The 26,274-nt window shown below is 63.5% G+C and carries 23 protein-coding genes; 4 read left to right on the forward strand and 19 right to left on the reverse strand.

Going from position 1 to position 26,274, the window contains the following annotated elements; genetic code table 11:
* Positions 1-19: 19 nt before the first annotated feature.
* Positions 20-385: a cupin domain-containing protein gene (locus tag NR164_RS16015; protein WP_108523995.1), complete on the forward strand. Its 366-nt coding sequence runs from the start codon at positions 20-22 to the stop codon at positions 383-385.
* Positions 386-441: 56 nt separating this feature from the next.
* On the opposite strand, the gene feaR (NR164_RS16020) is transcribed toward NR164_RS16015, so the two are convergent.
* The 3 genes from feaR (NR164_RS16020) to NR164_RS16030 form a co-directional block, all read right to left on the reverse strand.
* Complete coding sequence (gene feaR / locus NR164_RS16020) at positions 442-1,404, reverse strand: transcriptional regulator FeaR (RefSeq protein WP_256822957.1); 963 nt, start codon at positions 1,402-1,404, stop codon at positions 442-444.
* A 118-nt stretch (positions 1,405-1,522) separates the two neighbouring features.
* Positions 1,523-2,095 carry a DUF3156 family protein gene (locus tag NR164_RS16025; RefSeq protein ID WP_108523994.1) on the reverse strand — a complete coding sequence of 191 codons (573 nt, stop codon included), beginning with the start codon at positions 2,093-2,095 and terminating at the stop codon, positions 1,523-1,525.
* The gene (locus NR164_RS16030; RefSeq protein WP_256822958.1) at positions 2,076-3,575 is read right to left on the reverse strand and encodes an APC family permease; all 1,500 of its coding nucleotides are present in this window, start codon (positions 3,573-3,575) and stop codon (positions 2,076-2,078) included. Before NR164_RS16030 ends, NR164_RS16025 begins: the two co-directional genes overlap by 20 nt.
* 216 nt (positions 3,576-3,791) lie before the next feature.
* On the opposite strand from NR164_RS16030, the gene NR164_RS16035 reads away from it, so the two are divergent.
* A complete protein-coding gene (locus tag NR164_RS16035) occupies positions 3,792-5,120 on the forward strand; it encodes an alginate export family protein (RefSeq protein WP_256822959.1) in 1,329 nt (442 codons plus the stop codon).
* 44 nt (positions 5,121-5,164) lie between these two features.
* Here NR164_RS16035 and NR164_RS16040 read toward each other — a convergent pair whose 3' ends face one another.
* Entirely contained in the window at positions 5,165-6,109 is a 945-nt protein-coding gene (locus NR164_RS16040; RefSeq protein ID WP_108523991.1) for a p-hydroxyphenylacetate 3-hydroxylase reductase component, read from the reverse strand.
* Between the two features lie 65 nt (positions 6,110-6,174).
* Complete coding sequence (locus NR164_RS16045; protein ID WP_108523990.1) at positions 6,175-7,344, reverse strand: p-hydroxyphenylacetate 3-hydroxylase oxygenase component; 1,170 nt, start codon at positions 7,342-7,344, stop codon at positions 6,175-6,177.
* Between the two features lie 272 nt (positions 7,345-7,616).
* Here NR164_RS16045 and NR164_RS16050 point away from each other — a divergent pair, with 272 nt between their 5' ends.
* Entirely contained in the window at positions 7,617-9,104 is a 1,488-nt protein-coding gene (locus NR164_RS16050; RefSeq protein ID WP_108523989.1) for an aldehyde dehydrogenase family protein, read from the forward strand.
* A 44-nt stretch (positions 9,105-9,148) separates the two neighbouring features.
* Here the strand turns inward: NR164_RS16050 and NR164_RS16055 are convergent, their stop codons facing one another.
* From NR164_RS16055 to NR164_RS16100, 10 genes are all read right to left on the reverse strand, one after another.
* Positions 9,149-10,003 carry a transporter gene (locus NR164_RS16055; protein WP_108523988.1) on the reverse strand — a complete coding sequence of 285 codons (855 nt, stop codon included), beginning with the start codon at positions 10,001-10,003 and terminating at the stop codon, positions 9,149-9,151.
* A gap of 87 nt (positions 10,004-10,090) precedes the next feature.
* Positions 10,091-12,205, reverse strand: a complete 2,115-nt coding sequence (locus NR164_RS16060) for a PQQ-dependent dehydrogenase, methanol/ethanol family (RefSeq protein ID WP_108523987.1) — start codon at positions 12,203-12,205, stop codon at positions 10,091-10,093.
* Between the two features lie 130 nt (positions 12,206-12,335).
* A complete protein-coding gene (gene feaR / locus NR164_RS16065) occupies positions 12,336-13,277 on the reverse strand; it encodes a transcriptional regulator FeaR (protein ID WP_256822960.1) in 942 nt (313 codons plus the stop codon).
* 318 nt (positions 13,278-13,595) lie between these two features.
* Positions 13,596-14,936: an ABC transporter substrate-binding protein gene (locus NR164_RS16070; protein ID WP_256822961.1), complete on the reverse strand. Its 1,341-nt coding sequence runs from the start codon at positions 14,934-14,936 to the stop codon at positions 13,596-13,598.
* A 188-nt stretch (positions 14,937-15,124) separates the two neighbouring features.
* Positions 15,125-16,249 (reverse strand): FAD-binding oxidoreductase, encoded by a 1,125-nt coding sequence (locus tag NR164_RS16075; protein ID WP_256822962.1) that lies wholly within the window; start codon positions 16,247-16,249, stop codon positions 15,125-15,127.
* The gene (locus NR164_RS16080; RefSeq protein WP_256822963.1) at positions 16,242-17,864 is read right to left on the reverse strand and encodes a methionine--tRNA ligase; all 1,623 of its coding nucleotides are present in this window, start codon (positions 17,862-17,864) and stop codon (positions 16,242-16,244) included. Before NR164_RS16080 ends, NR164_RS16075 begins: the two co-directional genes overlap by 8 nt.
* 4 nt (positions 17,865-17,868) lie before the next feature.
* Positions 17,869-18,993, reverse strand: coding sequence for an FAD-binding oxidoreductase (locus NR164_RS16085; protein WP_256822964.1), 1,125 nt, complete (start codon positions 18,991-18,993; stop codon positions 17,869-17,871).
* The gene (locus tag NR164_RS16090) at positions 18,990-19,343 is read right to left on the reverse strand and encodes a cupin domain-containing protein (RefSeq protein WP_046383247.1); all 354 of its coding nucleotides are present in this window, start codon (positions 19,341-19,343) and stop codon (positions 18,990-18,992) included. Before NR164_RS16090 ends, NR164_RS16085 begins: the two co-directional genes overlap by 4 nt.
* Before the next feature lie 16 nt (positions 19,344-19,359).
* Entirely contained in the window at positions 19,360-20,700 is a 1,341-nt protein-coding gene (locus NR164_RS16095; protein WP_126586751.1) for a lysine N(6)-hydroxylase/L-ornithine N(5)-oxygenase family protein, read from the reverse strand.
* Between the two features lie 97 nt (positions 20,701-20,797).
* Positions 20,798-22,171 (reverse strand): MFS transporter, encoded by a 1,374-nt coding sequence (locus NR164_RS16100; RefSeq protein WP_046383245.1) that lies wholly within the window; start codon positions 22,169-22,171, stop codon positions 20,798-20,800.
* Positions 22,172-22,308: 137 nt separating this feature from the next.
* On the opposite strand from NR164_RS16100, the gene NR164_RS16105 reads away from it, so the two are divergent.
* A complete protein-coding gene (locus NR164_RS16105; RefSeq protein ID WP_256822965.1) occupies positions 22,309-23,070 on the forward strand; it encodes a helix-turn-helix transcriptional regulator in 762 nt (253 codons plus the stop codon).
* Here the strand turns inward: NR164_RS16105 and NR164_RS16110 are convergent.
* The 4 genes from NR164_RS16110 to NR164_RS16125 form a co-directional block, all read right to left on the reverse strand.
* Positions 23,045-23,710 carry a glutathione S-transferase family protein gene (locus tag NR164_RS16110; RefSeq protein WP_017847290.1) on the reverse strand — a complete coding sequence of 222 codons (666 nt, stop codon included), beginning with the start codon at positions 23,708-23,710 and terminating at the stop codon, positions 23,045-23,047. The two genes, NR164_RS16105 and NR164_RS16110, sit on opposite strands and share 26 nt — an antisense overlap.
* The gene (locus NR164_RS16115; protein WP_256822966.1) at positions 23,707-25,176 is read right to left on the reverse strand and encodes an FAD/NAD(P)-binding protein; all 1,470 of its coding nucleotides are present in this window, start codon (positions 25,174-25,176) and stop codon (positions 23,707-23,709) included. The genes NR164_RS16110 and NR164_RS16115 overlap by 4 nt, the downstream gene beginning before the upstream one ends.
* Positions 25,173-25,607 carry a nuclear transport factor 2 family protein gene (locus tag NR164_RS16120; RefSeq protein ID WP_046486470.1) on the reverse strand — a complete coding sequence of 145 codons (435 nt, stop codon included), beginning with the start codon at positions 25,605-25,607 and terminating at the stop codon, positions 25,173-25,175. The genes NR164_RS16115 and NR164_RS16120 overlap by 4 nt, the downstream gene beginning before the upstream one ends.
* 115 nt (positions 25,608-25,722) lie before the next feature.
* On the reverse strand, positions 25,723-26,265 hold the full coding sequence (locus NR164_RS16125; protein ID WP_256822967.1) for an ester cyclase: 543 nt from the start codon (positions 26,263-26,265) through the stop codon (positions 25,723-25,725).
* Between the last annotated feature and the right edge of the window lie 9 nt (positions 26,266-26,274).

The following is a 26,274-nucleotide window of genomic DNA, read 5'->3' on the forward strand; positions in this document are numbered from 1 at the left end:
CCCATCAGGAGTACCTGCCATGACCCTCACCCCCCTCAAACACGACATCCAGCTCTCGGAACTCGACGCCTGGGGCACCGTGACCGACCTCGGCTCGCAGTTGCTCGAAGGCGATGGCAAAGCCTTCGGCAAGATGACCTTCGGCACGCCGACGGACCCGGTCAGCAGCGCCTATTTCGGTACCACCCAGGGCAAGTTCCGCATGGTCTACCCGTTTACCGAACAAGCCACGGTGGTCACCGGCGAAGTGCTGCTGACCGACGAAACCAGCGGCCAACAGACACATTTCAAGGCCGGCGACAGCTGGTTCGTGACCAAAGGCACCGCAGTGCTGTGGGAAATCGTCAGCCCCAGCTTCGTCAAACACTACTTCGCCGTCGCGTAATGACCTCGGCTGCCGGCGCTCGCCGGCAGCTTCTTCGCTTCATCTTCGTTGAACGCTCACACCCCCTGCGCCACCTGCTGCACGTGGCTGGAGCGAAACTCCTTGGGCGAGACCTCGAACTGCTTCTTGAACGAGCGGCTGAAGTGCGCTGAATCGGTGAAGCCCCACTTGTAGGCAATCGCGGTGATCGACTCGCCGCGCAGGAGCGGATTGGCGAGGTCATCGGCACTGCGCTTGAGCCTCGCCCGCTGGATGTAGCGGCATACACTGTCGTCCTGCGCTTCAAACAGCCGGTACAAATGCCGCACCGAGATATTCAGGCGATTGGCCAGGCCCAGCGGGCTCAATCCCGGCTGGCTGAGCGACTCATCAATGACTTTTTGCACATAACTGCGCAGATTGACGCCCGGCAGCGCCGCGCAGTCGTCGGTCGCCTCCTCCTGCTGCGCAAAGGCCGAGCCGAGCAGCGAGACCAACGCCGACTGCAACGCCAGGCCCTCCGCCACCGCCGCGTCGCCATCCAGAGCATCCGTGCACAATTGATCCATCAACACATGCAGCATGCGTCCGCAGGCTTTGCTTGAAGAAATTTTGCCGAAGGTACGTGGCCGGGTGCCGAGTTGTTTGCACACTTCATGACGAGACAGACACAGGGAGGCGTGCTCGATCAACCCGAACGGGGTGATCTCGATGGAACCTACCGAGTCCATCAGCAACAGTTCGCCGGGGCCCAGCCGAATGGCCTGACCGTCCTGGGCAATCTGGCTGTAGCCACTGCGTTGGCTGACCAGGAAACACTGCTGGTCGTCATCGTGGTCGGTGCGGGCGTTGGGGCGCTTGATCAGGCCGGCGTTGGTGCGCAGGTTGGCCAGGGGCAGCCCGCCACGGGAACAGGTCGAGATGTCACCGATAAACAGCGAGCGATTGAACGCCAGTTCTGTGTGGAAGTGCCCACAGATCGAGCGCAGATCGCGGGTCCAACTGTCGAGCCCATCTTGTCCAACCGCTTGCATGCTCATGGTTGTGTCCACCTTGGTTTTTTTGTTGTTGTCGGGCAATAGTTAATATGTTATCTAAGTACCCGCAACACATCCGTCTCAACCAAAGCGATTGCACTAATGGTGCCAAAACCCGTGATCAGAGTGCCGCCAGCAGGCGCTGGAAATGGAGCAAGGTCACCAGCAACCCGCTGCGTTGATCGGGGCTCAGCGGGATATAGCGGCGAAACGCGGGCATGCGGTTAATCACCTCGCTACCGCCCATATGCTCCAGGCGCACACACCACTGGCGGGCCTGCAGATCGATGCGCAGACGCTTGAAATCCAGCGGCATCAACGCTTGGAGCAACTCCCCATGGGGCTGCAACAACGCCAGCAGCGCCGGGTCGCCGCTGCGTTGCCGGCAACGAATACCGGTGCGCCAAATGGCTCCGGTGTGGTGCAGTTCAAAACTTGCGGTGCCCTCTCGCGAAGCAGGCAGACGCAGCACGAACTCAGTCATCACCAGGTGCATCAGCAACTGCGACTCGGCGCGTTCGACTATCTCCACGCGCAAGCGACCATCGAGCAGGACCGCCTCGGCCGTGGTCGGAGCGGTGCACTGAAACTGCACCAGGTCAAGGTTACGGCGCAGGTGTTCCAGGGTCACTCCAGGGCGATAACCAGCCGGGGTGCGCCGGGCACTGAACAGCTCAAACAGGCTTCGCAGCATGGCGCTGATACTCGGTGTGAGGCTGGCTCGGTGCATGGGCGAATTCGTTGGCCAACACCGCTTCCACTGACGCCGGCTTGAACGGATTGACCTTCTGCACCACCAAAGTCCAGAACAACGCATACGCCGCCGTGCCGGCCAGCATCACGCCAAACGGAATGTAGATGTCCGCCGGGTTCATCCCCGGCGGCGTGATAAACCAGATGCCCAGCAGGATGCCGATACTGGACAGGATCTGCGGCAACGGAAACCATGGCGAACGATAGGCGCGCGGCAGGTCCGGGCGGCGGATGCGCAGGCTCACCACCGAGATTGTCACCAACAGGTAGGCGAAACTCCAGGCACACACCGCCGCCAGCACCAGGTGCATGATGTTGTCGGTGTTGCCACCCAGGTACAGCGCGTGCAGGCACGGAATCAGCATCGCCACCAGGATGCACAGCAGCGGGGTCTTGAAACGCGGGTGCAGGTAGGTGAAGACCTTGGGCAACGCGCCATCGACCGCCATCCCGTAGAGGATGCGCGGCACCCCCGCCATCAAGGTGTTGATGGTCGCGGCTCCGGCAAACAGGAAGCCGATCCCCAGCCACAGCGGGCCGATGCTGCCCATCACCTGTTCGGCGAATTTCGGAATCGCCATCGGTGTATCCAGCAGGTGTACGCCACCGCCGGCATCGAGCAGCACGTTTTCCACCTGACGCTTCATCGCCGCGCCGTAGATGAACATGCAACTGGCGACGCCGAGCAGCCCCAGCATCATGGCCTTGGGCATGACCTTGGCCGAGTTGCGCAAGTCCGGTGCCAACGGCGTGACGAATTCGCAACCGACGAACATGAACATGGCCATGCCCACCAGCGACAGGATGGTGATCAGGTCGGTGCCCACCAGTGATGCGCCGAACCAGCCCTCCAGTTGCACCGCTGGTGCCGCGATCAGCCCCAGTACGCCGAACACCGTCAAGGTGGTCCACATGCCGAAGGTGAGGATGATCTCGGCCTTGCCGAATGCGCTGACGCCAAAAGCATTGAGGATGCCGAACACAATTACGAAACCCACCCCCAGCAACCACGAACCGCCTGCCGACTCCGCCAGGGTATTGAGGTGTTCGAAGTTCACCAGCGCCATGACCCCGGAGAGGATGGTTTCCGCCGTACCGGCAAAGACATGCACGATCAGGTAGGCCGACAAGGTGCCGGTGATGGCGAAGAACCGGCCCATGCCGCAATTGATGTAGTCGTAGACCGAGCCGGTGGTGGGCAGGATCGCGGCCGCCTCGGCAAAGGTGGTCGCCTGGGCGAGCATCATCACCACCGCGATCAGCATGGCCACCGCAAAGGCACTGCCGCCGATGCCGAAGCCCATCGTCGCGGTGAGGATCACCGGGCTGGCCATGATCAGGCCAATGGTGCTGGCGAGCGCCGTGGGAAAGCCCACCGTGCCCTGTTTCAAATGTGCGCTAAGCCGGTCGTTGATCAACATGGTGCAGCCCCTCAAGCAGCGGATTTTTAGACGTTGAGCCACTGTGCGCCCTGCCTCGATTGAGCGTCTTGCCCCTGGCTGCCTTGGGTTTTGTTGCTCCCTGCCACCGCCGGCCGGCTGGCGGCCTGGGTCAATTGCCTGGCACGCAGATGAAAGACGCCGTCCGGCCCCGCTCGCCTTAATGCGCCTCCACTCATCCAGTTGGGGACACTGACCATGGAGCACACACACAACACGCGCCGACTGTACCAGGCCGTCGGCATGGGCCTTGCGCTGTTGATCGGCGAATCGTCGGTCCAGGCCTTCGAGCTGTATGCAGACGACGACACGCGACTAAGCGGCAACTTCCTGGCCGTCTACGGGATGTTCAACAGTCGCAAGAACTACGACGGCACCCCGGGCGGTTCCACCTGGCGCGAAGGTTTCATCAAGTATGGCGTCAGCCTGGACCAGCGCTTGGGCGGCCTGGGCAGCGTCTACGGCACGGCCAACCAGGTCAGTTCCGGCACCTGGGGCGATGGCGATGCCTCCGGCGTGACCACGGGCAGCGAACGCACCAGCAAATTTGACGAAGCCTTCGCCGGCTGGCGTTCTGGCGAACTATTCCCGGTGTTGGGCACGGACGGCATGGACCTGTCCTTCGGGCGCCAGGTGATCATGCTCGGGGATGGTTTCATCATCAACGATGACGGCACCAACCTCGGCAAGGGCGTGGCAGACGGCGAATTCAATCGGGGCGGCGCCTACTACCTCGCGGCCCGCCATGCCTTCGATCAAACCGCGCTGCTGCGCCTGGGCGGCAAGGAGGGCGTGCATGGCAGCCTGATGTGGATACAGTCGGACAATCGCGCCCAGGCCAACACCGAAATGGCCGCCGGCACCCTGGAATACAGCGCCGCCCCGGGCACCCTGGGGTTGACCTATATCCACGGCATCAGCGTCGACGAGCGCTACGCCAATGACCTGCAAAAACAACGGGCCGGCATGAACCTCTATAGCCTGCGCGGCGCCGGGAATGCCGGCATCGAAAACGCGCACTTCGCCGCCGAATATGCCTGGCAGGACACGCACATCGGTGCGCAAAACGCCTGGTACAGCGAGGCCGGCTACACCTTCGCCAGCCTGCCGTGGTCGCCGGACCTGACCTATCGCTACACACGCTATTCGAAAAACTGGGACGCGATGTTCTCGGGCTTCAATCGCGGCTTCGGCACCTGGGTGCAGGGCGAAGTCGCCGGCAATTACGCGGGGCCATTCAATACCAACACGGTGATCCGACATGTCGCGCTCAAGGTCAAGCCGGCCCAAGCCGTGACCCTTGGCGCCTTGTTCTTCGATTACCAGACCGTCAGCACGCACGGCATGCCAAACCTGAACGGCCGCGAGCTTGACCTGTACGCCGAATGGGCGGTGAACGAGCACCTGATCGTCACCCCGCTACTGGGCCTGTACAAACCCGAGCGGGACCAGCACAACGATGGCAACCAAGTAGGAGGGAATGGCACCAACGTGTACAGCCAACTGACAGTGGCGGTGCCGTTTTGATCGAATCAGGAGCCGCCTTGCGCCGCTCCTGAGCCTTTTCGGGGCTAGCCGGCGTGGCTAATCAGTTGCTTCAACACGGTTTTGAAGGTGTCGATCTGCTCCGCGCTGAATGCACTGAACACCTTATCCTGCTGCTCCTGGGCAATCGACCAGAGGTCTTCAGCCTGTTCGAGGCCAGCGGCGGTCAGGCGCACACGGCCGTCATGGTCACTGACCAGCGCCTTGCGCTTGAGGTTGGCCACGGCTTCGTCGATCTCGCGCACCGGCATTGCAACCTCACGCAGCAATTCAGGCGTGCTCAGGCCAGCATCACTTTCCAGCACCATCAGCATGCGCGCTTCACTGGTGCGCAAGCCCGTGGACAATTGCCGAGGCTGGTAGCCGGATTGATAAGCCCGCACGGCCTGGGTCATCAGGTAATACAGGTTGTGGCTGAGACGCCCTTGAAAATGACTGCTGGGCGGCTGGCTGTCGTCGCGCCGGGTCATGCGTGAGTGTGGCAGGACCATCGAATAGGCGCCCTGGTGATACAGCAACGGCGAGCGGCCGAAATCGTCGAACGCTACCACCTTGCCGATCATGATCCAGTGATCGCCACCGTCGACTTGCTGGTATTTTTCGCAGTGAAAACGCGCCGAGCAGTCGGCGAATACCGGTGATCCGCCCTCGCCCGGTTCAAACTCGATTTCGGCGAAGCGGTCTTCCTTGGGTCGCGCGAAATTATTCGATAGGTCGATCTGGTCGGCGGCCAGCACGTTGACCGCAAAGTGGCTGGCCTGCTCGAACACCTCGTGGCTGTTGGAACGTTTGTCGATGCTCCACAGCACCAGCGGTGGGTCCAGGGACACCGAGTTGAAACTGTTGGCCGTCACGCCGACCTTGCGCCCGCTGGCGTCGGCGGCGGTCACCACGGTGACGCCGGTGGCAAAATTACCCAGGGCGCGGCGGAAGGCGCGTGGGTCGAAGGGGGTTGGGCTGTTATCGGACATGCAAGACTCCCGGACTGCTTGCACAAGCAGTCCTGATTATTGTTATGGGGCGTGGGGCGAGCGACTCAGATCATGCTGGGATCGGGTTCGAGGCCCATCAACTCGCGGCCAAGGATCTGCGCGCAGACGTCGTAATCGGTGTACGCGTGGGCGCCGGTCATGTGCGAGTCACGGAACAGGCGCTGCAGTTCGTTGTGCTCGAACCAGGCATTACCACCGGCAGCTTCGAACAGACGGTCGACGGCCTGGATGCACATCTTGGTCGCATAGGCCTGGTTGGTGCGCCAGAACGCCAGGGTTTCGCGGGTCGGATAGCGATGCTGCTCGCTGTGCTCGGCATGCTCCTGCCAGGTCTTCTCGAGAAAGGCCCGGGCGGCGGCCACCTGGTGCGTCGACTCGGCCAGGCGCATCAACGCCGGCGTCGCCGCGCCCACGGCCGCCCCGGTGTAGGCCCGCACGCGGGTTTTGGTCTTCTCGCGGAAGACGTCGAGCATGCGCTCGGCGACCCCCAGGCTTACGGTGGAAAACCCACTGGCGAAGTACGGACGGTACGGCGAGTAGAAAATCTTGCTGTCCGGGTACAGACCGAAGCCTGCGGACTTGCCTTCCATCATGTCCTTGGCTTTCTGGATGCGGTGTTCCGGCACAAGCACGTTATCGATGATCAAGGTCTTGGTGCCGCTGCCTTTCATGCCGGCGGCAAACCAGTCATCGCGAATCTCATAGTCGCTGCGCGGCAGCACCGCGAAGCAATAGTCCTGGGTGCCTTCGGCGTTCTTGCGCCGGAAGCCGACAATCGCCCACTCGGCATGATCACAGCCGCTGCTCCAGCCCATCTCGCCACTGAACAACACGCCACCGTGAACCTCTTCGGTTCGGCCAAACGGCGCGATACTGCTGCTGGCGGTGGCGTCGGGATTATCGCCCCAGACTTCCTGCTGCAACTGGGCGCAAAACATCGCCAATTGATGACTGTGGGTGCACAGCAGGCTCATCGCCCAGGCCGTGCTGGCGCAGGCGCCGGCGAGCACGGCGATGCAATCGGCAAATTGCGGGAGGGAGAGTTCCATGCCGCCGAACTTCCTGGGCTGAAAAGCACGGTGCAGGCCGATGCTTTTGAGCAGCGCAATGTTTTCGTCGGGGACCTTGCGGTCTTGCTCCGCCTGGAACGCATTGGCGGCAATGGTCGGCAGAATGGACTTGAGGTCTTCGAGGAGCGGGTTTGGCTTTTTCATGGACGGCCCTGCTTATTATTGGATGTCCGGCTGCCGTCCATTATTGAGGAGCGGCACCGGCTGCAGGCCCAGTATGGGGTGAGCGGCACGCTGCGAAAATGTACCTTCCAGATGCAAAATTGTACTTTCCATGGGTATTGATCCTGCCCGTCAGCCGCAATAGACGCGGCGTTGGCAGACACAGACATGGCGCCGGGCAGTCACAGTCAAGCCGCCGTGACAGCCCTTGCTTAACCTCAGGGTTTTCTCTTGTTCACCACCAGGAAAACCCCATGACCGACATCACCCTGTTGCCCCAAGTCGAAGCGTTTTTGCGTCGAAGCCATGCCCTGTTTATCCACGGCGGTTACGTGCAGAGTCAGTCCGGCCAGACCCTCGAAGTGATCAACCCCGCCACCGACCACGTGATTGCCCACGTCGCCGATGCAAACGCGGCCGACGTCGATGCGGCGGTGGAATCCGCCCGCCGTGGCTTCCAGCACTGGTCCCAGGTCGCCCCGGCAGTGCGCGGCAACGTGCTGCTCAAACTCGCCGACCTGCTGGAACAACACCGCGAGGAACTGGCTCAGATCGAGACGTGCCAATCGGGCAAGATCATCCAGATTTCCCGCGCTTTCGAAGTGGACCAGGCCGCGCACTTTCTGCGCTACTACGCCGGCTGGGCGACCAAGATCAGCGGCCAGACCATCACGCCGTCCCTGCCCTCCTTCGCCGGCGAACGCTACACCGCGTTCACCCTGCGCGAACCGGTGGGCGTGGTGGTGGGCATCGTGCCGTGGAATTTCTCGACCATGATCGCCATCTGGAAACTCGCCTCGGCGCTGGTCACCGGCTGCAGCATCATCATCAAGCCCAGTGAGTTCACCCCGCTGACGATCCTGCGGGTCGCCGAGCTGGCGGTCGACGCAGGCCTGCCCGCCGGCGTCCTGAACGTGTTGACCGGCGGCGGCCCGGTGGGTCAGGCGCTGATCGAGCATCCCGGCACCGATAAGGTCTCGTTCACCGGCTCGGTGCCGACCGGCATCGCCGTAGGCCGCGCGGCCACGGGCGCCGGGCTGACCCGCGCGACCCTGGAACTGGGCGGGAAAAACTCGGCGGGGTTCCTGCGTGATGTGGACCTCGACAAGGCGGTCAACGGCATCATCGAAGCGGGCTTCCTGCACTCGGGGCAGATCTGCGCCGCCGCTGAACGTTTTTTCGCCCATCGCTCGCAGATCGAGCCGATCATGAGCCGCCTGGCCGAGCGTCTGGGCAAACTGAACATCGGTTCGCCGCTGGATGAGCGCACCGAATTCGGCCCGGTCACCCACCGCCAGCACCAATTGAAGCTCGAAGGTTTTTTTGCCAAGGCGCGTGCCGAAAACAACACGATTATCCACGGCGGCCGGTGCATCGATCGCCCTGGGTGTTATGTCGAACCCACAGTGATCCTCGCCAACAGCATCAACGACAGCTTGCTCAACGAGGAAACCTTCGGCCCGATCGCCACGTTCTTGCCCTATGACAGCGAAGACGAGCTGCTGGAGCTGATGAACAACACACCGTATGGCCTCAGCGCCAGCCTCTGGACCAACGACCTGAGCAAAGCCCTGCGAATGGTGCCCGCCATCCACGCCGGCACGGTGTGGGTGAACATGCACACGCTGCTCGACCCGGCGGTGCCGTTTGGCGGGGTTAAATCATCGGGCATCGGTCGGGAATTCGGGTCAGCGTTTATCGAGGATTACACCGAACTCAAATCGGTGATGATTCGCTATTGATCCAGCGCCGGCATGGACCGTGTCCATGCCGGACAGCCGTTGATTCAGTAGAAGTACGCCAGGCGAAACTGCAGCGAATTATCAATCTTCACGCCCTCACGCACCGACGTGTCATGCATCAACTGCCCCATGACCTGCACCTGTTTGCCCAGCATGGTCGCAACGGTAAAACCGAGCGTGCCATTGCTGCGGCTGGTGGCCAGGGTTTCATGGTCGAGTGTCTCGCGCGCGCCCCAGTTGTGACGATAAGAGATCGCGGCGTAAGTGTCGGGGGTGAAGTTGTAGCGCAGGTGGTTGTGCAGTTGCAGCAACGGGTCTTTTTTGGCATCGGTGGAGCGCTGTTCGTCGTAAAACTCGGTTTCGGCGATCACGTCCCAGGTGATTTTATCGGTAAGGCCCTTGATGTAACCGACCTGAAAGTCCAGCGCCCAGCGATTGCTGCTCAAGGCAAAGCCTTGGTTCTTCTCGCTGCCGGTCGGCGCGGTGACAAACACCGACCAGCCCAGGTGTTCGTTTTTGGCCAGGTCAGCGATGGTCCACACCGTCCCACCGAAGGTGATATCACCCAGACCCGAGTTCTTGCTGTCGGTGGCGCCGGTCTTCTGGTAGCCGAAGGGGATGACGATTTGCGGGTCCCAGGTCAGCCCGGTGTTGAAGAACTCGGTGAAGTGGATCAGACGCAACACCCCGACGGTCATGTCGAGGTCGAGGTTGTCGGCGACTTTCTTGCCGCCCGAGTACACCTTATCCCCGCGTGGGTTCTGCTGGTACAACACCACCACATCGGTGCCTTTGGGCAGCGCGGTGTAGTCGCCCGGATCAGGTTTTACATCGGCCTGGGCCAAAGGGGCCAGGCCGGCGAAGAGTGCGCTGAGGGTCAGAGTGCTAAGTGTTTTCATGGCGTGTCCCGTTATTTTTATTGGAGGCAGAGCTTCGCCATGACGACGCCGTGGGGCGTCGTCATGCATGGGTGAAACGGTAGGGAGTCAGGGGGTGTCGACGTGCCCGGCGGCCTTGAGGTCGGCCTGCAGATCCTGGTTGCGCTTGACCAGGTATTGACGGATCAATTCCATGTCGTCGCGCTGGAGAATGTCGGAGAAATTCGGCATGCCCTTGGTGATCAGCGCTCCGCTGACAAAGGCCGGGAACGCCGCGTGTTTGTCGTCACTCAGGTAGCGCAGGTCCGGCACCACGCCGCCGCTGATGGCATTGAGGCCGTGACAACCGGCGCACAGGCCATTGAACAGACCGCGCGCCTGTACCAGTTGCTCAGGGGTTGCCGTGAGTGTCTGGTGGGTGGTCGGTAGCACTGGCGCGACTTTGGGCGGCGGCAGTTCGCCGTGGGCGCCGAGCTTGAAGGCAATCACCCGCGACTCGGCGCGCACCTTGCCCTTGTTGGTCAACGGCCCGGTCAGCAGCGGAATGATCCCGCCCCAACCCACTGAGAACGCCACGTATTGCTCGCCATTGACGGTGTAGGTGACGGGCCCGGCCATGACCCCGGAGTTGGCCCGATGCTCCCATAGCTGCTCGCCGGTGTCGGCGCGATAGGCGACCACGCGCCCGTCGGCGGTGCCCTGGAACACCAGATTGCCCGCCGTGGCCAGCGTGCCGCCGTTGCCGGCGCTGATGTATGGCTGTTTCCAGGCCGCTTTCTGTTGGACCGGGTCCCAGGCGATCAGCTCACCACTCCAGGCGTCACGGATTTTATTGAGGATTTTCGGGTCTTCAGGCAAGTCCGGCACATCCAGCCCGAAGTTCACCACCGACTTGTTCGCCAGGAACATCGGCGCCTTGGCCGCCTTCAACTCGGCCAAGGTGTACTGGGCCGGAATATAGACGTAGCCGGTCTTCGGGCTGAAGGACATGGGGTGCCAGTTGTGCCCGCCGAGAAAGCTCGGCTGCACCACTTTCGGCTCCTTGGAATAGTCGGCCGCGCCGGTCAGGATCGGGCGGCCGGTTTTCATGTCGATGCCGCTGGCCCAGTTCACCGGCACGAAATTCTTCGCCGAGAGCAACTGGCCGTTGGTGCGGTCGAGGACGTAGAAGAAGCCATTCTTCGGCGCCTGCATGATCACCTTGCGCACCTTGCCGTCCACCTTGATGTCGGCGAGGATCATGTGTTGGGTCGCGGTGAAATCCCACTGGTCTTGCGGCGTGATCTGGTAATGCCAGACGTATTCACCGGTGTCTGGCCGCAGCGCCAGGATCGACGACACGTAGAGGTTGTCGCCCTTGCCATTGGTGCGGAACTGATAGTTCCAGGGCGAGCCGTTGCCCGTGCCCACATACAGGAGATCCAGTTGCGGGTCGTAGGCCATGGAGTCCCAGACGGTGCCGCCGCCACCCCATTTGACCCAGCCGTCGCCGTCCCAGGTTTTCATCGCCTTGGCCATCGCCGCATTTTCCGGCGGCAGTTTCGGGTCGCCTGGCACGGTATAGAAACGCCACACCTGTTTGCCGGTCTCGGCATCGTAAGCCGTCACGTAACCGCGCACGCCGAATTCAGCGCCGCCGTTGCCGATCAGCACCTTGCCTTTGACGACGCGCGGGGCGCCCGTGATCGAATAGCTCTTGGTACGATCGATGATCGTGTCGACGCTCCAGACCGGCTGACCACTGGCCGCATCGAGGGCAATCAAGCGTCCGTCAAAACTGCCCACGTAGACCTTGCCCTGCCAGACCGCCACGCCCCGGTTTACCGGCCCGCAGCAGCCTTGGCTGAGGTTTTCGGGCGGCACCTTCGGGTCGTATTTCCAGAGCAACTCGCCGGTAGCGGCATTGATCGCATAGACAATGCTGAAGGCCCCGGTGGTGTACATCACCCCATCGACCACCAGCGGCGTGGCTTCGGTGCCGCTGTCGATATCCAGTTTCGTCGTCCAGGCCATGCCCAACTGGCCGACGTTGCTCGCATTGACGCTGTCCAACGGGCTGTAGCGCTGCTCGTCGTAGGTGCGGCCGTGGCTCATCCAGTTGCCCGGCTCCTGGTCAGCGGCGATGATGCGCCGACCATCGACCTGAGCCGGACCGGCCAACACCACCGAGCACAACGCGGCCATCAGTAAAGGGCTGCCTATCAGCAAGCTCCGTGTTTTCATTTTTATTTTTCTCCAGCAATAAGCGGCTCGGTATCAACCCCAGCCCAGGCCACCTTATTAGAGTGCCTGCCACGCCCTGCGACTTGACTGAGTCTGCCAAACCGCTTGGCATTCCCTGCCAGGGCTGCACTTAGGAGGCGTGTTGGCGAAAGTCCCGAGGGGCGTACTGGAAATGGCGCTTGAAGGCCCGGCTGAAATGCGCGGCGTCGACAAACCCCCATTTGAAGGCGATTTGCGTAATCGACTCATGCCGCAGGTCTTGGGCGCGCAGGTCCTGGGCTACCCGCTCCAAGCGACGTTGCTGGATGTAGCGCGCAATACTCTCGTGACGCTGCTCAAACAGCCGATAGAGCTGGCGCACCGAGACGTTCAAGCGTCGGGCCAAATATTCAGGGCCCAGTTCAGTCTCTTGCAACGAGGCTTCGACCAGCCGCGTGGCCAACCCGTAGATATCATCATGGCCCACGCAGGCGAAACCGGGCTGGCCCTCGGCACGCTCGTCCAGACCGGCGGCGGCCAAGCCGATCAGCGCTTGCTCCAAGGCCGGGCCATCGCTTTGGCCGCCATAGCCCTCACTCACCTCCACGTCAGCCAGCGAGCGCACCAAGGTGCGAATCATATGAGTGGCCACACTGTTGCGCGCCAGCTTGCCAAACAGCGCTTGCTGGCTCAGTTGCAGGCTGACTTCCTGGCGTGACAAATGAATCGAGATGTTTTGCACCAAGCCTTGAGGTTCGATCTCGAAGGCCTGCGCCGAGTCCACCAGGGCGATGTCTTCAGGCCCCAGTTCGAGCACCCGGTGTTTTTGGCGAATGCGCTGATGGCCGCTGCTCTGGAGGATCAGAAAGCAGTGTCGATCGTCGGCGCCATCGCCGTGAGTGCGGTGGCGGCTGATCAACCCTGCGTTGGTGCGGATATGCGCCACTTCGAGGCCACAGACATCCTGGCCGTGGACGCTGCCGATAAACAGACGGTGCTGATCGGACATCGTCGTGCTGAAGTTACCGCACACCGCACGCAAGTCGCGGTTCCAGTTGGCGAACTCAGCGCCAGCGTGAAATAAGGCAGGCATCCCCCCTCCACCGATTATTTTTAGTTATACCGTTAACATATTATCTATCTTGCTCAGGCGCAAGCGACTCGCCCCCCAGTTTTTCTCGAAACGCTTGCGAAACTGCACGCATACCTAGGGCCAGTGCCAGGCCTAATGGATGATTGCTGACATGCCCGAGCCGCCCCCCATCAAAACGTTCCCCCTGTCGCTGTTGACCGGTTCTCTGCTGCTTGCGGGCGCACCCGCGTTTGCCGAAACGGCGACGGACGATACCCCGCTCAATACCGTGACCGTGATTTCAACCGGCTTGCGCGGCCACCGTCGCCTGACCAGGCGCTACTCGGCCGCGCAGTCACGCGCCGCGATGCCCTTCTCCTGGGCATACGCGGCAGACTTGGCCTCGATCAACGGGCGCAAGGTGGCGCGGTCGGCCTGGACCCAGTCGGTCACCAGCACCCATTTTTGCCCGTCCCACTGCTGCACCCGGGCTGAACCGCCGCCTTCGTGGTCGGCGCAGGACAGTTTCAACGGCGCGAGCAAGCCTTCGAGACCCAACGCCTTGATGCGAGCGGCGTCGATGTCCAAATGCTCGAACGCCCAGCGCGTTTCCTCACCGTTCAGCCCACGATTGCCGAACTTGGCCTGGCCGGTGCGCAAGGCTTCGACTGCAATGGCCGCGTTGATCAGGCCGATGTTGTAGTAGACCTTGCCGAAGTAACTCGGGTCTTTGAGGTTGCTCTTGCCCGGGTCCAGGATGAACTGCTTGAGTTTGCGGTGGATCTCGAAGCTGTCGCCACCGGGGAACGGCGCCAGCGCCTGGTAGCCTTTGGCGGCGGTGCCCGCGGGGATCACATCGGCTTCGGAGCCGGCCCACACGTCTCCGATCAGGCGGTCCACCGGGATGCCAAAACGCACGGCGGTCTTGATGCCGACCGGGGTGGACACGCCCCAGGTGCGCAGGAACACCCAGTCCGGGTTGATCTGACGGACCTGCCGCCATTGGGTCGACTGCTCGTTGCCGGGGTCCGCCACCGGGATCTGGATATTCTCGAAACCGTACTTTTGCGCGAGCAATTGCATCGCCATCTGGGTTTCGCGGCCATAGGCGGAGTCGTGGTAGACCGTGACGATCTTCTTGCCCTTGAGTTTGTCCAGGCCGCCTTCGCGCTGGGCGATGTAGTTGATCCCCACCGACGCCTGGCCGTAGTAGTTGAGCAACAGCGGGAAGGCGTAAGGGAACACGCGGCCATCGGTCGATTCGGTACGCCCGCCGGCACCGTCGATCAGCGGGATATGGTCGACGGCGGCGCGGTCCATCAGCGCATAGGACGCCGGCGTGCTGTGGGTGAAGAAGAAGCCGGTCGGCGCGCCGTCGAGGCCGGCCTTGTAGCGTTCGTAGCATTCGATGATACGGTCGGTCTTCCACTCGGTCTCGCACTCTTGCCAGACCAGTTTGACCCCGTTCACGCCGCCTTCGACCTCATTGATATAGCGGAAGTAGTCGATCTCCCCCGCCCACCACGGGATGCCGCTGGAGGCGTAGGCGCCGACCCGGTAGGTCGCCAGCGGGATGAACTGTTGATCATTGGCCGCCTGGGCCGCGGCCGGCAGCAGCCCGCCCAAGGTGCCGATTGCCAGCAGGCCGGCAATAAACGTGCGTTGCAAGGTGTTGTGCATGGGTGTGGTTTCTTTTGAAAAGTGGGGGTTATCCCTCCCGTTGTCGGGTCAGTGCCTATCGACTGACAACACAATTCATGCCAAACCCATAAGCCTTTAAATTCAGCATCTTACGCAGAACCTAAGCCTGCGCGATCGCACAGTTTATTGAACTGCTGTTGCTCCACCAACAACCTGGGCACGTCCCGTCAGCCGATAAACCGCTGCAGCGCAAACGGCGCCATCGCCGCCGACATCTCCCCCGTCAACACCCACTGCGCGATCGCCTGCCCGAACAACGGCGCGAACTTGAAACCATGCCCGCTCAACCCTGCCGCGACCATCAACCCCGGCACGCGCGGGTCCGGGCCGAGCAGCGGATTACCGTCCGGCGTGTCGTCGAAGAACGACACGCGGCGCCCGATCGGCTGTGCGCCCAGTAGACGTTGCACGCGTTGCGCAGCGCGGTCACGGTAGGCCAACACCTGAGTGTCGCTGAAGGTGCCGTCGAAGGCATCCGGGTCGATGGGCGCCCCTTCGGCGCCGCCCAGCGCGCCGATCACGTAGCTGCCGGGGCGATCCGGGCGCAGGTAGAAACCGACGTCGCGGTCGCAGTAGCCCGGCATCGGCTTATCCGCGCCGCAGACCTCGAGAATGCCCACGCATTGCCGTGTGGCATGGATCGGCAGCGGCGCGCCGCACTCGGCGGCCAGTGCGGCGGCCCATGGCCCGGCGGCGTTGATCACATGGCTGCTGGCGATAAACCCGCAGTCGGTCTGCACGCCGACGACGCGGCCGGCCTGGCGCACAATCCGCCGCGCCGCCCGGCCCTCTTCGATCACCGCGCCCAGGGCGCTCGCACCGGCGGCAAAGCTGCGCGCGGTAAGACGCGGGTCGCAATAACCGGCGTCCGGTTCGTAGACCGCGCCCGCCAGGCCATCGGTGTACAGGTCCGGCACCCGTTCCCGTATCTGCTCGGGGCAGAGCCATTCAAGCGGCGCGCCCGCTGCCCGCAGACGCGCGACATTGGCCTGGGTGGTCGCTTGCGCGTGCCCGGCAATACCGGTCAGGAACCCCGTGCGCTGGTAGCCGCATGCGCCGGGATAGTGCTGCGGCCACTCGCGATAGGCCCGCACACCTTGCGTCGCCAGGTAGCTGAGAGCGGGGTCGGCATAATAAGCCCGCACGATCCCCGGCGATGCGCCCGACGAACCGCTGGCAATCGCGCCTTTATCGAGCAGCCTGACCGACGCCCCGGCCCGCGCCAGGTGCCAGGCTGCGGCGGTACCGGTGGTGCCGGCGCCGATCACGATAACGTCGGCGTATTCATGCATCGCTGGTGGCCCCGGCAAGCACCACGCTGGCCGGCAGGCACGGCGCCAATGCGGCCGGCGACAGCGGCGCAAAGCGCGGGCGCGCCGAGGTCTGCGGACGTGGCTGCGAGGCAGCGTGCAGCGCCTGGATCAGCGGCAAGCCGTCATGCCCCAGGCACTGCCACAGGTACTCGGCCAGGCGCGGCATGATCGGCGCGGCCAGGTACGCCAGGCCCTTGAGCCACAGGTAGGCGTGGGCGGGCTGCGTGACGTCCAGGTCGGGGCGTTGCATCCATTGATGCAGCACGTCCCAGGCTTCGCGCACCGACACCGCGTCCAACCGGAAGGCCTGCCCCAACCGCGTAACGGCCAGTTCCAGGGCCGGCCACAACGCCGGGTCGATGGACTGCGGCCGCGTGTGATCGAGGGCGGCCAGCGCCAGGTCGATGCGGCCGTCGAGCGCACCGGCCAGGTCCACATTGACCACCTCGACAAACTCCTCCACGGCGAAGTTGGTTTCGCCCTGTTCGGGGCTTTCGCGGCTCAGGAAGTAACGCACCGCGTCGCTGGTCGCCGGGGTCTTTTCGACGATATCGGCGGCCCACACCACATGCAGGCGGCTGGTGGAAAACTTCGCGCCTTGCAGGTTGTAGAAGTAATTGGTCAACACGTAATCGAATGAGCGGTGATCCTGCAACGCATCCATCACCGCGACACTGCCGGCCAACAGCAGCACCGCGTTGTCGATGCCAAAACTGACCAGCGTCGTCACCTCGCTGCTGCGCAGCATGGCATGGCCGTGCTCGGGCGCCTGTTCCTGGGATCGGTCGGCGCAGGTCAGCGCATACTCCCAGCCCGATTCGAACAGCACGCGCGGGTTGCCGAAGCGGTCCGGGCTCCAGGCAACGCCCCATTCGCCCGGCGCGGTCAGCCGCACCCGGCCGTTTTCCCGTTCTAGGAAGCGTGCAATCACCTCGACGATCGACGCCGGCGCACCGGAGGTCGCCATGCGCTGCAGCAACTGCTCGGGGTGGGCGACGGTCAGAAACAGGCTTTCGACCTCAACCCAGTGCAGGGGGCTGTCGCCCATGCGCGGTTGCGGGTCAAGCATGGCTTCCGGGCGAAACAGCGCGCCGCAGGCTTCGCAAAAATAGCCGCCCGCCCCCGCCCGGCAATACGGGCATTGCCCCAGCAGCCAGGCCCCCGCCATGTAGCGCCGGGTGTCCGGGCAATACAGCACGCGTTCGACCACGCTTTGCGTCACCCCGAGCGCCACCAGGCGCTCCACCGTGCGCTGGGCATTGCGCGCATGCTGCTGCGCATAGGGGCCTTGCACCAGGTCGAGGAAGTCATCCACCTCGACATCCAGCGCACGCAGGTCATGGGCGATTTGCCCGTGATAGTCGCGCACCACGGCTTCGGGCGTGCGCTGCTCTTGCAGGGCCTTCCACAGCACATAGGAGTCGAAGCCGTCGACCGCCGAGACCACGTCGACACGATGGCCCTGGCTGCGCAGGTAGCGCCCCAGCATGTCCATGCGCAAGTACGGCCCGGCGATATGCCCCAGGTGCAGCCTGCCGTTCGGAGTCGGCGGGATGGGCATCAGGAAGAAGGTTTGCGCGGCGATAGCGGTCATCTTTTCAATCCATCGAAACAGTAGAAAGGGTGGGTTTGGCGGTAGCGGGCGCATCGGGCCACTGGGCGACGAGCAGGTCCACGGCTTCGCGGGCAATGCCCGGTGCCAGGCGGAAACCGGCGCCGCTGCCGGCGCCGGCAAACACCAGGTTCTGCCCGGCGTCGAAGCTCACCTGCGACTCTCCGCCGGGGCTGTAGCTGTCGCAGAACACCCGGCCGCCGCGACAGCGGGCCACCAGCTCGGGCAGGTAGTGCGCCAGCGTGCGGGTGGCCACCTGTACATCGTGGCGGTTGATTTCCAGTGCATGTTTGCGCGGCGCAACGTCCCATTCATCGCACCGGAAGCTGAACAACCACTGGTTACGCGCCGCCAATGGCATCAGGTAAGCGTCGGATTGCGGCAGGAACAGCGCCGCGGCGTTGCTCGGCGGTACGCCGTCGATATGCAGGGCCACCACCTTCTTCACCCGCAGCCCATGGCGCGCGGCAAGCGCGTCGAACGGCGGCTCGCTGACCCACGGCCCCGTGGCAACCAGGGTGCGGCGGGCGCGCAGCGTGGCGCCGTCGGCCAGGGTGATGCGCGTGCCGCTGCCCAGCGCATCGATCTGCTGCACGCCCACGCCTTCGATGCAGCGCACATGGGCACTGGCCAGGCTGTGGCCGATCAGCAACCGCGCCACCAGCGGTGGCTCATAACTTTCGGCGGTGCCACCACGCAACAGGCTTTCGTTCGCGCCAACCTTGAGTGAGGCGCCCAGGCGTGGGCCCAGGTCCGCCACGCACAAGTCGGCGGGCTGAACCGGCGCATCGACCAGGGCCTGCTCGATGTCTGCGCTAAAGCTGCGTTCGGCCAGCCAGTACACCGGCGCCTGGGTGGTGCGGATGCCCAGGCGATCACGCAGGGCCCGATACAGCTCGGCGCTCTCCCCGGCCAGGCGCCGTTCGCGCGGCGAGCGGCCGGTGGCCAGCAGCACACCCGCCGAATGGGCGGTGGCCCCGTCGCCGATGCGGTAGCGGTCGATCAGCAGAATCTGCCAGTGGGGATAGCGTTGCGTCGCATGATGCAACGCCCAGGCACCGATAATGCCGCCGCCGACAATCACCAGGTCGAAGTGCTGCTCCATGCTCATGCCCACCACACCGAAAACACCTGGACCTGGGTCGTGCCGTTGTTGCGCGCGAAATGCGGCCGCCAGGGCGCGAAATACAGGCTTTCGCCATTTCTGACCGCGTGCCAGGTGCCGTCGTAGAAGACGTCCAGTTCCCCGCCGCTGATAAACCAGATTTCGTTCACGGCGTGCTTGTCTTCGTCCGTCGCGCTGTGTGGCTCGAGAGTGAAACGCGATGACTGGATCGGCGCATTGGCCAGTTTGCCGGCAAAGTGGTGCAGGTACAGGCGCACGCCTTCCGGCGCCACGGGCTCCTCGGTTTCTCGAATCACCGGGGCATTGCCGTTGGGGGCAAGTGTGATGGGTTCCATGACCGGGCTCCTGGGTCTAGTTGGCGAGAGCGGTCAGGCGATCGAAACGCGCATCGCCGACCTCGTCGAATACTTCGTTGGCGCCCCATTGGACGAACGCCTCGGGCTCATCCAAGTCGTACAGGGCTTGCCCGCTGACGCTGTTGATGATGTTCGCGCAACGCCAGGGGATCAGGCCCAGGTTCGGGTCGGCGATGCCTTTCTGGCTGCGCGCGGCGTTTTGCACATAGATGGCCGAGCCCTGCGGCCCATCCCAGGCGACGGAATAGTCATCGTTGAAGACATACTCGCCGTTGCATCGGGTAATCCGTGATTCGAGCGCCGCCAGGCACGCCGGCATCTGGTAGGCATAGCCTGTACACAGCACCGCGGTGTCGGCACTCAGTTCCTCCTGCACCTGGCTGTGCCCGTGCGCCATCGACAGGCTCCAGTGATGGGGGCGCTGCTGAATCGCGGTCAACTCGCGCCCGGGCAGCAGGCGAATGTGACAGGGGTGCTGCAAGACGTGCTTGAGCTCGTACAGGCGGCGATAAATCGACTGCAACAACGCTTGGGAAATGCCGTCGCTCGCCAGTTTCTGCTCGACCAGCAATGGCCGGCGCACGGCCTCGGGCTGAGCGAAAAAGTGGTCGCTGTACTGCGGGGTGTAGAGCTCGTTGGTAAACGGCGACTCATCCAGCGGCGAAAAATTCCAGCGCCGCGAGACCCAGGTCACGCTGGCGGGCAAGGCGGCGGTGTCGGACAGCAGGTGCTGGATGATTTCGGCCCCGGTCTGGCCGCCACCGATCACCACCACGCGCTGGTCTTTGAAGCTGCGCTTGCGGGTCATGTACTGCGAGGAGTGAAACAGCGTATCGCCCAGATGCGCCTGCGCACACGCCGGGATCGACGGTTGCTGCCCGGTGCCCAACACCAGGTGGCGCGCCGGTTGCGCCCAGGTATCGCCCTGGAGCAGGAACAGGCCGTTATCGAACGTCACCGAACGCACTTCGCTGTTGAAATGCAGATTCGGCAGCTGGCTGCACGCCCAGCGGTAGTACTGGTTGAACTCGCGGCGCAGCACCTGCTCGAAATGCGCGTTGATAAAACTGAGCAGCTGTTTTTTCTGCGCCAGGTAAGCGAGGAATGACAGCGGGTTGGACGGGTCCACCAGGCTGACCAGGTCCTTGAGGTAATGCACCTGCAGTTTGGCCTCGGGCACCATCATCCCCGCATGCCATTGAAATTCGCTGCTGCGCTCGAAGAACGCTGCGCTAATGCTCGGTTTGGGCTGGGCCAGCGCCGCCAGGCTAAGGTTGGCCGGACCGATGCCGATCCCCGCCATATCGACAACTGCAGGTGCAGAACGCAGATTCATGATCATTATCCCTATTGATGATGTTTTTCAGGTGCAGCGACGCCTCGCGAATGTCACGAAAACGTGCCGGGCAATCGCCTTTACAGGTGCAGGCCCATCAACTTTCCACGGGTTGCGCCGCCGGCGCTTTCAACACCAGGGCGGCCATCAGCATGGCGAGCAACGACAAACCGATGGCGACGCTGACGGCGACGTCGATGGCATCGCCCAGGGGCTGAATCGAGGTGAGCAAGGCGCCGAAGATCGCCACACCGAAGGCGGAGCCGCTTTGGCGGCTGGCATTGAGTGTGCCCGCCGCCACCCCGGCCTTGGCGCGGTCGACCACACTCATCAGCACGGAGGTGGCGGCCGGGGTGATGATCCCGGCACCGAACCCCACGGCCGGGTAGCACACTGCGATACGCCAGTACGGTGCGTCACTGGCCAGGGCGAACAGGCCGATAAACCCCACGGTGTACAGGCCGAACCCCGCACACAGCACGGCGCGCGCGCCATACGCACGGGTCAGCCGGCCGCAGGTGAAGCTGCCCAGGGTGACCATGGCGGTCAGTGGCAGGAAAGCCAGCCCGGTGTCCAGCGGCGACCAGCCACGCTCGCTCTGGAAGTACACGCTGAGCAGGAAAAACAGGCCATAGAACACCAGGGCCGACGCCAGCGACAGCAGCGTCGCCCCCGAGAACACCGGGTTGCGGAAATACTGCAGCGGCAGCATCGGGTCCTTGTGGCGGCTTTCGGTCACAAAGAACACGCACCAGGCGATACAGGCCACGAACACGCAGGCGTACACCCATTCGGAGTTCCACCCCAGCTTCGCCCCTTCAATCAGCACCGCCACCGAGGTCGCCAGCGCGATAATCGCGGCGACTTGCCCGGTGACGTCCAAGTGCCGGTTTGGCGCCAACGGTGCCGAAGACGGGATGCGCGAGGTCAGCCACACGCCCACCAGGGCGATCGGCACGTTGATCAAGAAGATGCTGCGCCAGCCGAACAGCTCGATCAGTACGCCGCCCACCAGCGGTCCGGCCGCCATGGCGATGCCGCCGCACCCGGCCCACACGCCAATGGCGCCGGCGCGCTGGTGGGTCTGCGGGTAAGCGCTGTTGATCAACATCAAAGAACACGGCACCAGCAACGCGGCGCCCAGCCCCTGCAGGACCCGCGCACCGACCAACTCCGGCAGGTCGGTGGCCAGGCCGCACAACGCCGAGGCCAGGGCAAACAGGCCGAGGCCGACGGCGTAGATTTTCTTCGCGCCGAAACGATCGCCCAGCAGGCCGCCCGTCAGCAGCAGGCTGGCGAAGGTCAGGGTATATGCGTTGATCACCCACTGCAGCCCGGTGATACCCGAGCCAAAGGTGCGGGAAATCGATTCCACTGCCACGTTGACAATCGAAGTGTCGAGGATAACGACCACATAGCTCAGACTCGTCGCAATCAGTACTTGTCGTTGGTAGCGGGTGTTGGAGGTCATGACCGCGAGCGTCCTTTAAGGGGGCGGCTCGACTATATGCAGCTTTCTGGGATAAACGCTTCGAGCTGTGTCGAAGTGTTTATGTTTATGTCATCCTGAAATCCGATTTCACCTGGCACAGCACGGAGTTCGACGGAATGACCCAGCCAAAAATCTCATCCATCGCCTACCTGATCGCCGAACCCGTGCGCGCAGTGATCCTGATCACCCTGGCAGATGGCAGTTCGATGTCTGCCAGCGCCTTGGCCGATGCCGCTGGCGTGACGCCGCAGACGGCCAGTTCGCACCTGGCGAAGCTGCTCGACGGCGGCTTGCTCACCGTGGAGATCAAGGGCCGCAACCGCTTCTATCAATTGGCCGGCCCCGATGTGTCCCATGTGCTGGAAAGCCTGGCGGCGGTCGCACCGCAAACCAGTTCGTGGCGTAGCCTGCCCAACCGTTCGGCCCATGAATTGCGTTTTGCCCGTTGCTGCTACGACCACCTGGCCGGCCAGGTCGGCGTAGCGGTGACCCAAGGCATGCTGGAGCAGGGTTTTCTCCTTGAAAGCGACGAGCGCGAATACGTGCTCACCCGGCGTGGTACCGAGTGGCTGCAGTCACTCAACCCGCAGGCCGGCGAGCCATGCTTGCACGACCACCTCCAGGCCCGCCGCTGCCTGGATTGGACCGAACGGCAACACCACATCGCCGGGCCGCTCGGCACCCACCTGCTGGAGACTTTTTGCCAGTTGGGTTGGCTGCGCCGAACCGCCGGCTCGCGCGCGGTACATGTGACCGGCTCGGGCTGGCGGGCATTCAAGCTGCATCTGGGGATTGAGCACCTGCGCCATCTCGAAGCACCGCTGCATCCCGTGACCCCGGCCAGGAAAACCCTTATGCCGGCACCTGTTGCGAGCTGAACAAGCGCTCGATTTCGGCGATGCGGCGCTCCTGGGCCACCCCGCTCTGCTGCCAGGCGAGCAGCGCATTGATCCGTGCGTACCAGGCCGCCACATGGGGATACTCCAGAAACGGCGCCTGGGTCCGCGGGATATGACTCAGCGGGGCCGCCAGGTCGATGTCCGCCAGGCTCAACGCGTCGCCCACCACAAAGCGCCGGGTGCGCAAGTGCCCGTCGAGCACCGCCGTGTAGCGGTGGATCGCCTGCAGCGCTTCGGCCACCAGGGTCGGGTTCTCGGCGCGGCCTTTGAGGCGGTCCATGAACCGCTGCTCGATCAGCACCGTGGGCCCGCGACGAAAATGCTCGGCGGCCCAGAACATCCATTTGAGCGTTTCGTACTTGGCGTTGCCCGCGGGCAGCAATGACGAGCCGGCCCGTTCCGCCAGGTAAATCATGATCGCCGAGGCTTCGAACAGCACCACATCGCCGTCGACCAAGGTCGGGATCGTGCCGTTGGGGTTGAGCGCCAGGTACTCCGGCGTGCGGTTCTCGCCACTGAACAGATCGAGGAAGACGAATTCGACCTCAAGCCCCAGGTAAGCGGCGGTCGTCAGTACGCGCCGGGTATTGCTCGAACCTCTGTCGCCATACACTTTCATGCCACTGCCTCGGTTGCGTGTTTGTCCATGAATGAAGGGTGCTCGGCGAGCAGCATCACCACCTCGCGGGCCTGGCGCACCGATTGGTACACCGAATTGACCATCGGCGCCGCCAGGTACGAGGCCATGCCCAGCAGCCAGATGTCTTCCGGCGCTTCGGCGCCGGGCAGGCTGACCTGCAACTGCGCTGACACATAAGGCGGCGTACACGGCGTTGCCGGCGGCACCTGCAGCTCAAGGCCGTTGCGCGAGGCATGGAAAAACTGTTTATGAAAACCGCTGGCGCACACCACCGCATCCACCGCCTCGATGCGCCCCTGGGCATCGTGGACCCGCCATTGGCCTTGCCACTCAAGCTGTGTCGGCAAGTGCGCGGCCAGTTGCAGGCGCCCTTCGTCGATCAGGCGCAGCAGCGTGGTTGCGGTCTGCAAAGGCACCGCGAACAGGTAACGCCCGACCGCTTCCCAGCAGTTTTGCAGCGCCGCCACGCGCACCGAGGGCGGCGCCGCGCGCAACTTCCCGTCGGCCAGGTCCATGCACTGCACCAACAGGTTCTGCCAGTCCGTCGCGCCCCGTCGGGCCAAGGCGACTTCGCCGCGCAGGCGCTGGATGGGCTCCGCGCTGCGATCGACTTGTTCGCGCAGCGAGCGGCCATTGATCGCCTTGGTCGCCCGCGCAACGATGCGCAGCAAGTGCCAGTACAGCTTGGGGTTTTCCAGGTCCAGCCGGGCGAATCGCGCTTCATCCAGGGCCACCGCGCCACGCCGGGGGGTGGCGGTACGCACGCCCGGCAAACGCCCGGAAGGCGACGCCATCAGCACCTGGTGCCCCGCGCCGCAGAGCAGCAACACACTGTCGACCGCCGACAGGCGACTGCCCAGCACCAAGACCCGTGACGGTTTATCCAGGCTGTCCAGCCAGGCCTTGGCCGGGTATGGCGTGGAGAAAATGCCCGGCGCACCGGCATGCGGGCTGACCAGCGGCGGCACGAACGGCGCGGCACTGCCGGTGCAGACCAGCACGGCACAGGCGCGCAGGTCGCCGCCTTCATCCAGCACCAGGCGATAGTCGCCGCGAGCGACCGGCTGGATATGCCGCACCGTCGCCCGCACGATCCGATGTGCAATGCCCCGGACCTCGGCCACATCGCGGTACTCGGCATAGCGTTGCTTGAGATAGCCCGCCACCCAGGTCCGTGGCACAAACGCGTCTTCGCCGACGTCGATGCCCTGCGCCTGGAGGTAACGCTGAAAGTCGTGCGGTTCATCGTCCAGTATCGACAGGGTCTGCACCGAGGTATTGCATAACAGCACGTCCTCGCAGACGCCGAAGGCAATCGAGTCCGCCAGCCCCTCGGGATCGATGATGTCGATACGCTTGGCGTTGCCGGCGCGCACCAGTTGGATAAACGCCGCGACACCGGTCACCGACCCACCAATGATCGCAACCGCCGCACGCGGGTTCACAGCGCTTGCGCCTTCGCCAGCACTGGCGCCAGCAAGCGCACGCCATACCAGCCCCAATACACGCGGTGGCAGGTGATCAAGCCGTTTTCTATCTCCATCATTTCCATCAGGTCGACCTGCTCCCCCGTCGGCGTCTTGCGCGGGTATTCCCACGTCAGGTTGCGGCCGTTGATGAAGGCTTTATCGCTGCGATACCACTCAGCCAGGTCATTGGGAAAGCGGCGCTTGCTGTCCTCCATGAACCGCTGGATCGTCCCCCGGCCGACCAGCACGCCGCTGCCGTGGTCGGGGTAGATCGCCAGCACCAGCGGCGTTTCGAACACCGCCTGCTCGGCATACAACGCCGCCGTCGCGGCCAGGTCGCCGGCACAGACGCTGGCGTGCCAGGCTTCATAAATAGCCAGCAGGCCGGGATCGATGGACGCAGTCATGAGGTTTCCTCGCGTGGCAGCACCGCTGCTAATAGAAGCCGCAATTGTAAAAAATTGCCACCCCGCCATGCTTCGACCTGGCCCGAAGTGTCAGGCACGCGATGCCTCTCAAGGATTACAGGGCGCCCAACTGTTTCATCAAGGTGAGGTTGTCTTCGATGTGCCAGTTGGCGGCGATCTTGCCGTTGTCGATCTGATAGATATCGGTGGCGATAAAGTCCACGGGCTGCCCACCGCCCTTGAGCTGGCCGAAGGTGCCGGTGAAGTGCCCGCGAAAATGCAGGTGAACCACCACGCGGTCGCCGGCAATGAGCATGTGTTCGACCTCGCAACGCAGGTCCGGCACCGCTTCACGAAACGCCCGGGAGGCGAGCAACGGGCCTTCGGGGCCTTGTTTACGTCCGGCCGGTGGGGTTTTGTCGATGAAATCTGCGGCCAGCGCCTCACGGGCCAGGCTTTCGTCGCCGGTGTCCCAGAAGGTGTCATAACGGCGGGCGGCGGTTTCCATGAGCGCCAGTTGCGCAGGCGGGAGGCTCTTGTCCACCACCAGCACACCCGGCTTGACCAGTTCAGTGTTGGCCGCCAGGACGGCGCCGGAAAAGGTCGAGGTCAAGAGTGTGGCGATGAGGCAAACGCGCGCTATAGGTGAGGGTTTCATTGAAGAATC

Origin of the sequence: Pseudomonas sp. Pse79 (assembly GCF_024519615.1) — a bacterium.
GTDB classification, from domain to species: Bacteria; Pseudomonadota; Gammaproteobacteria; order Pseudomonadales; family Pseudomonadaceae; genus Aquipseudomonas; species Aquipseudomonas veronii.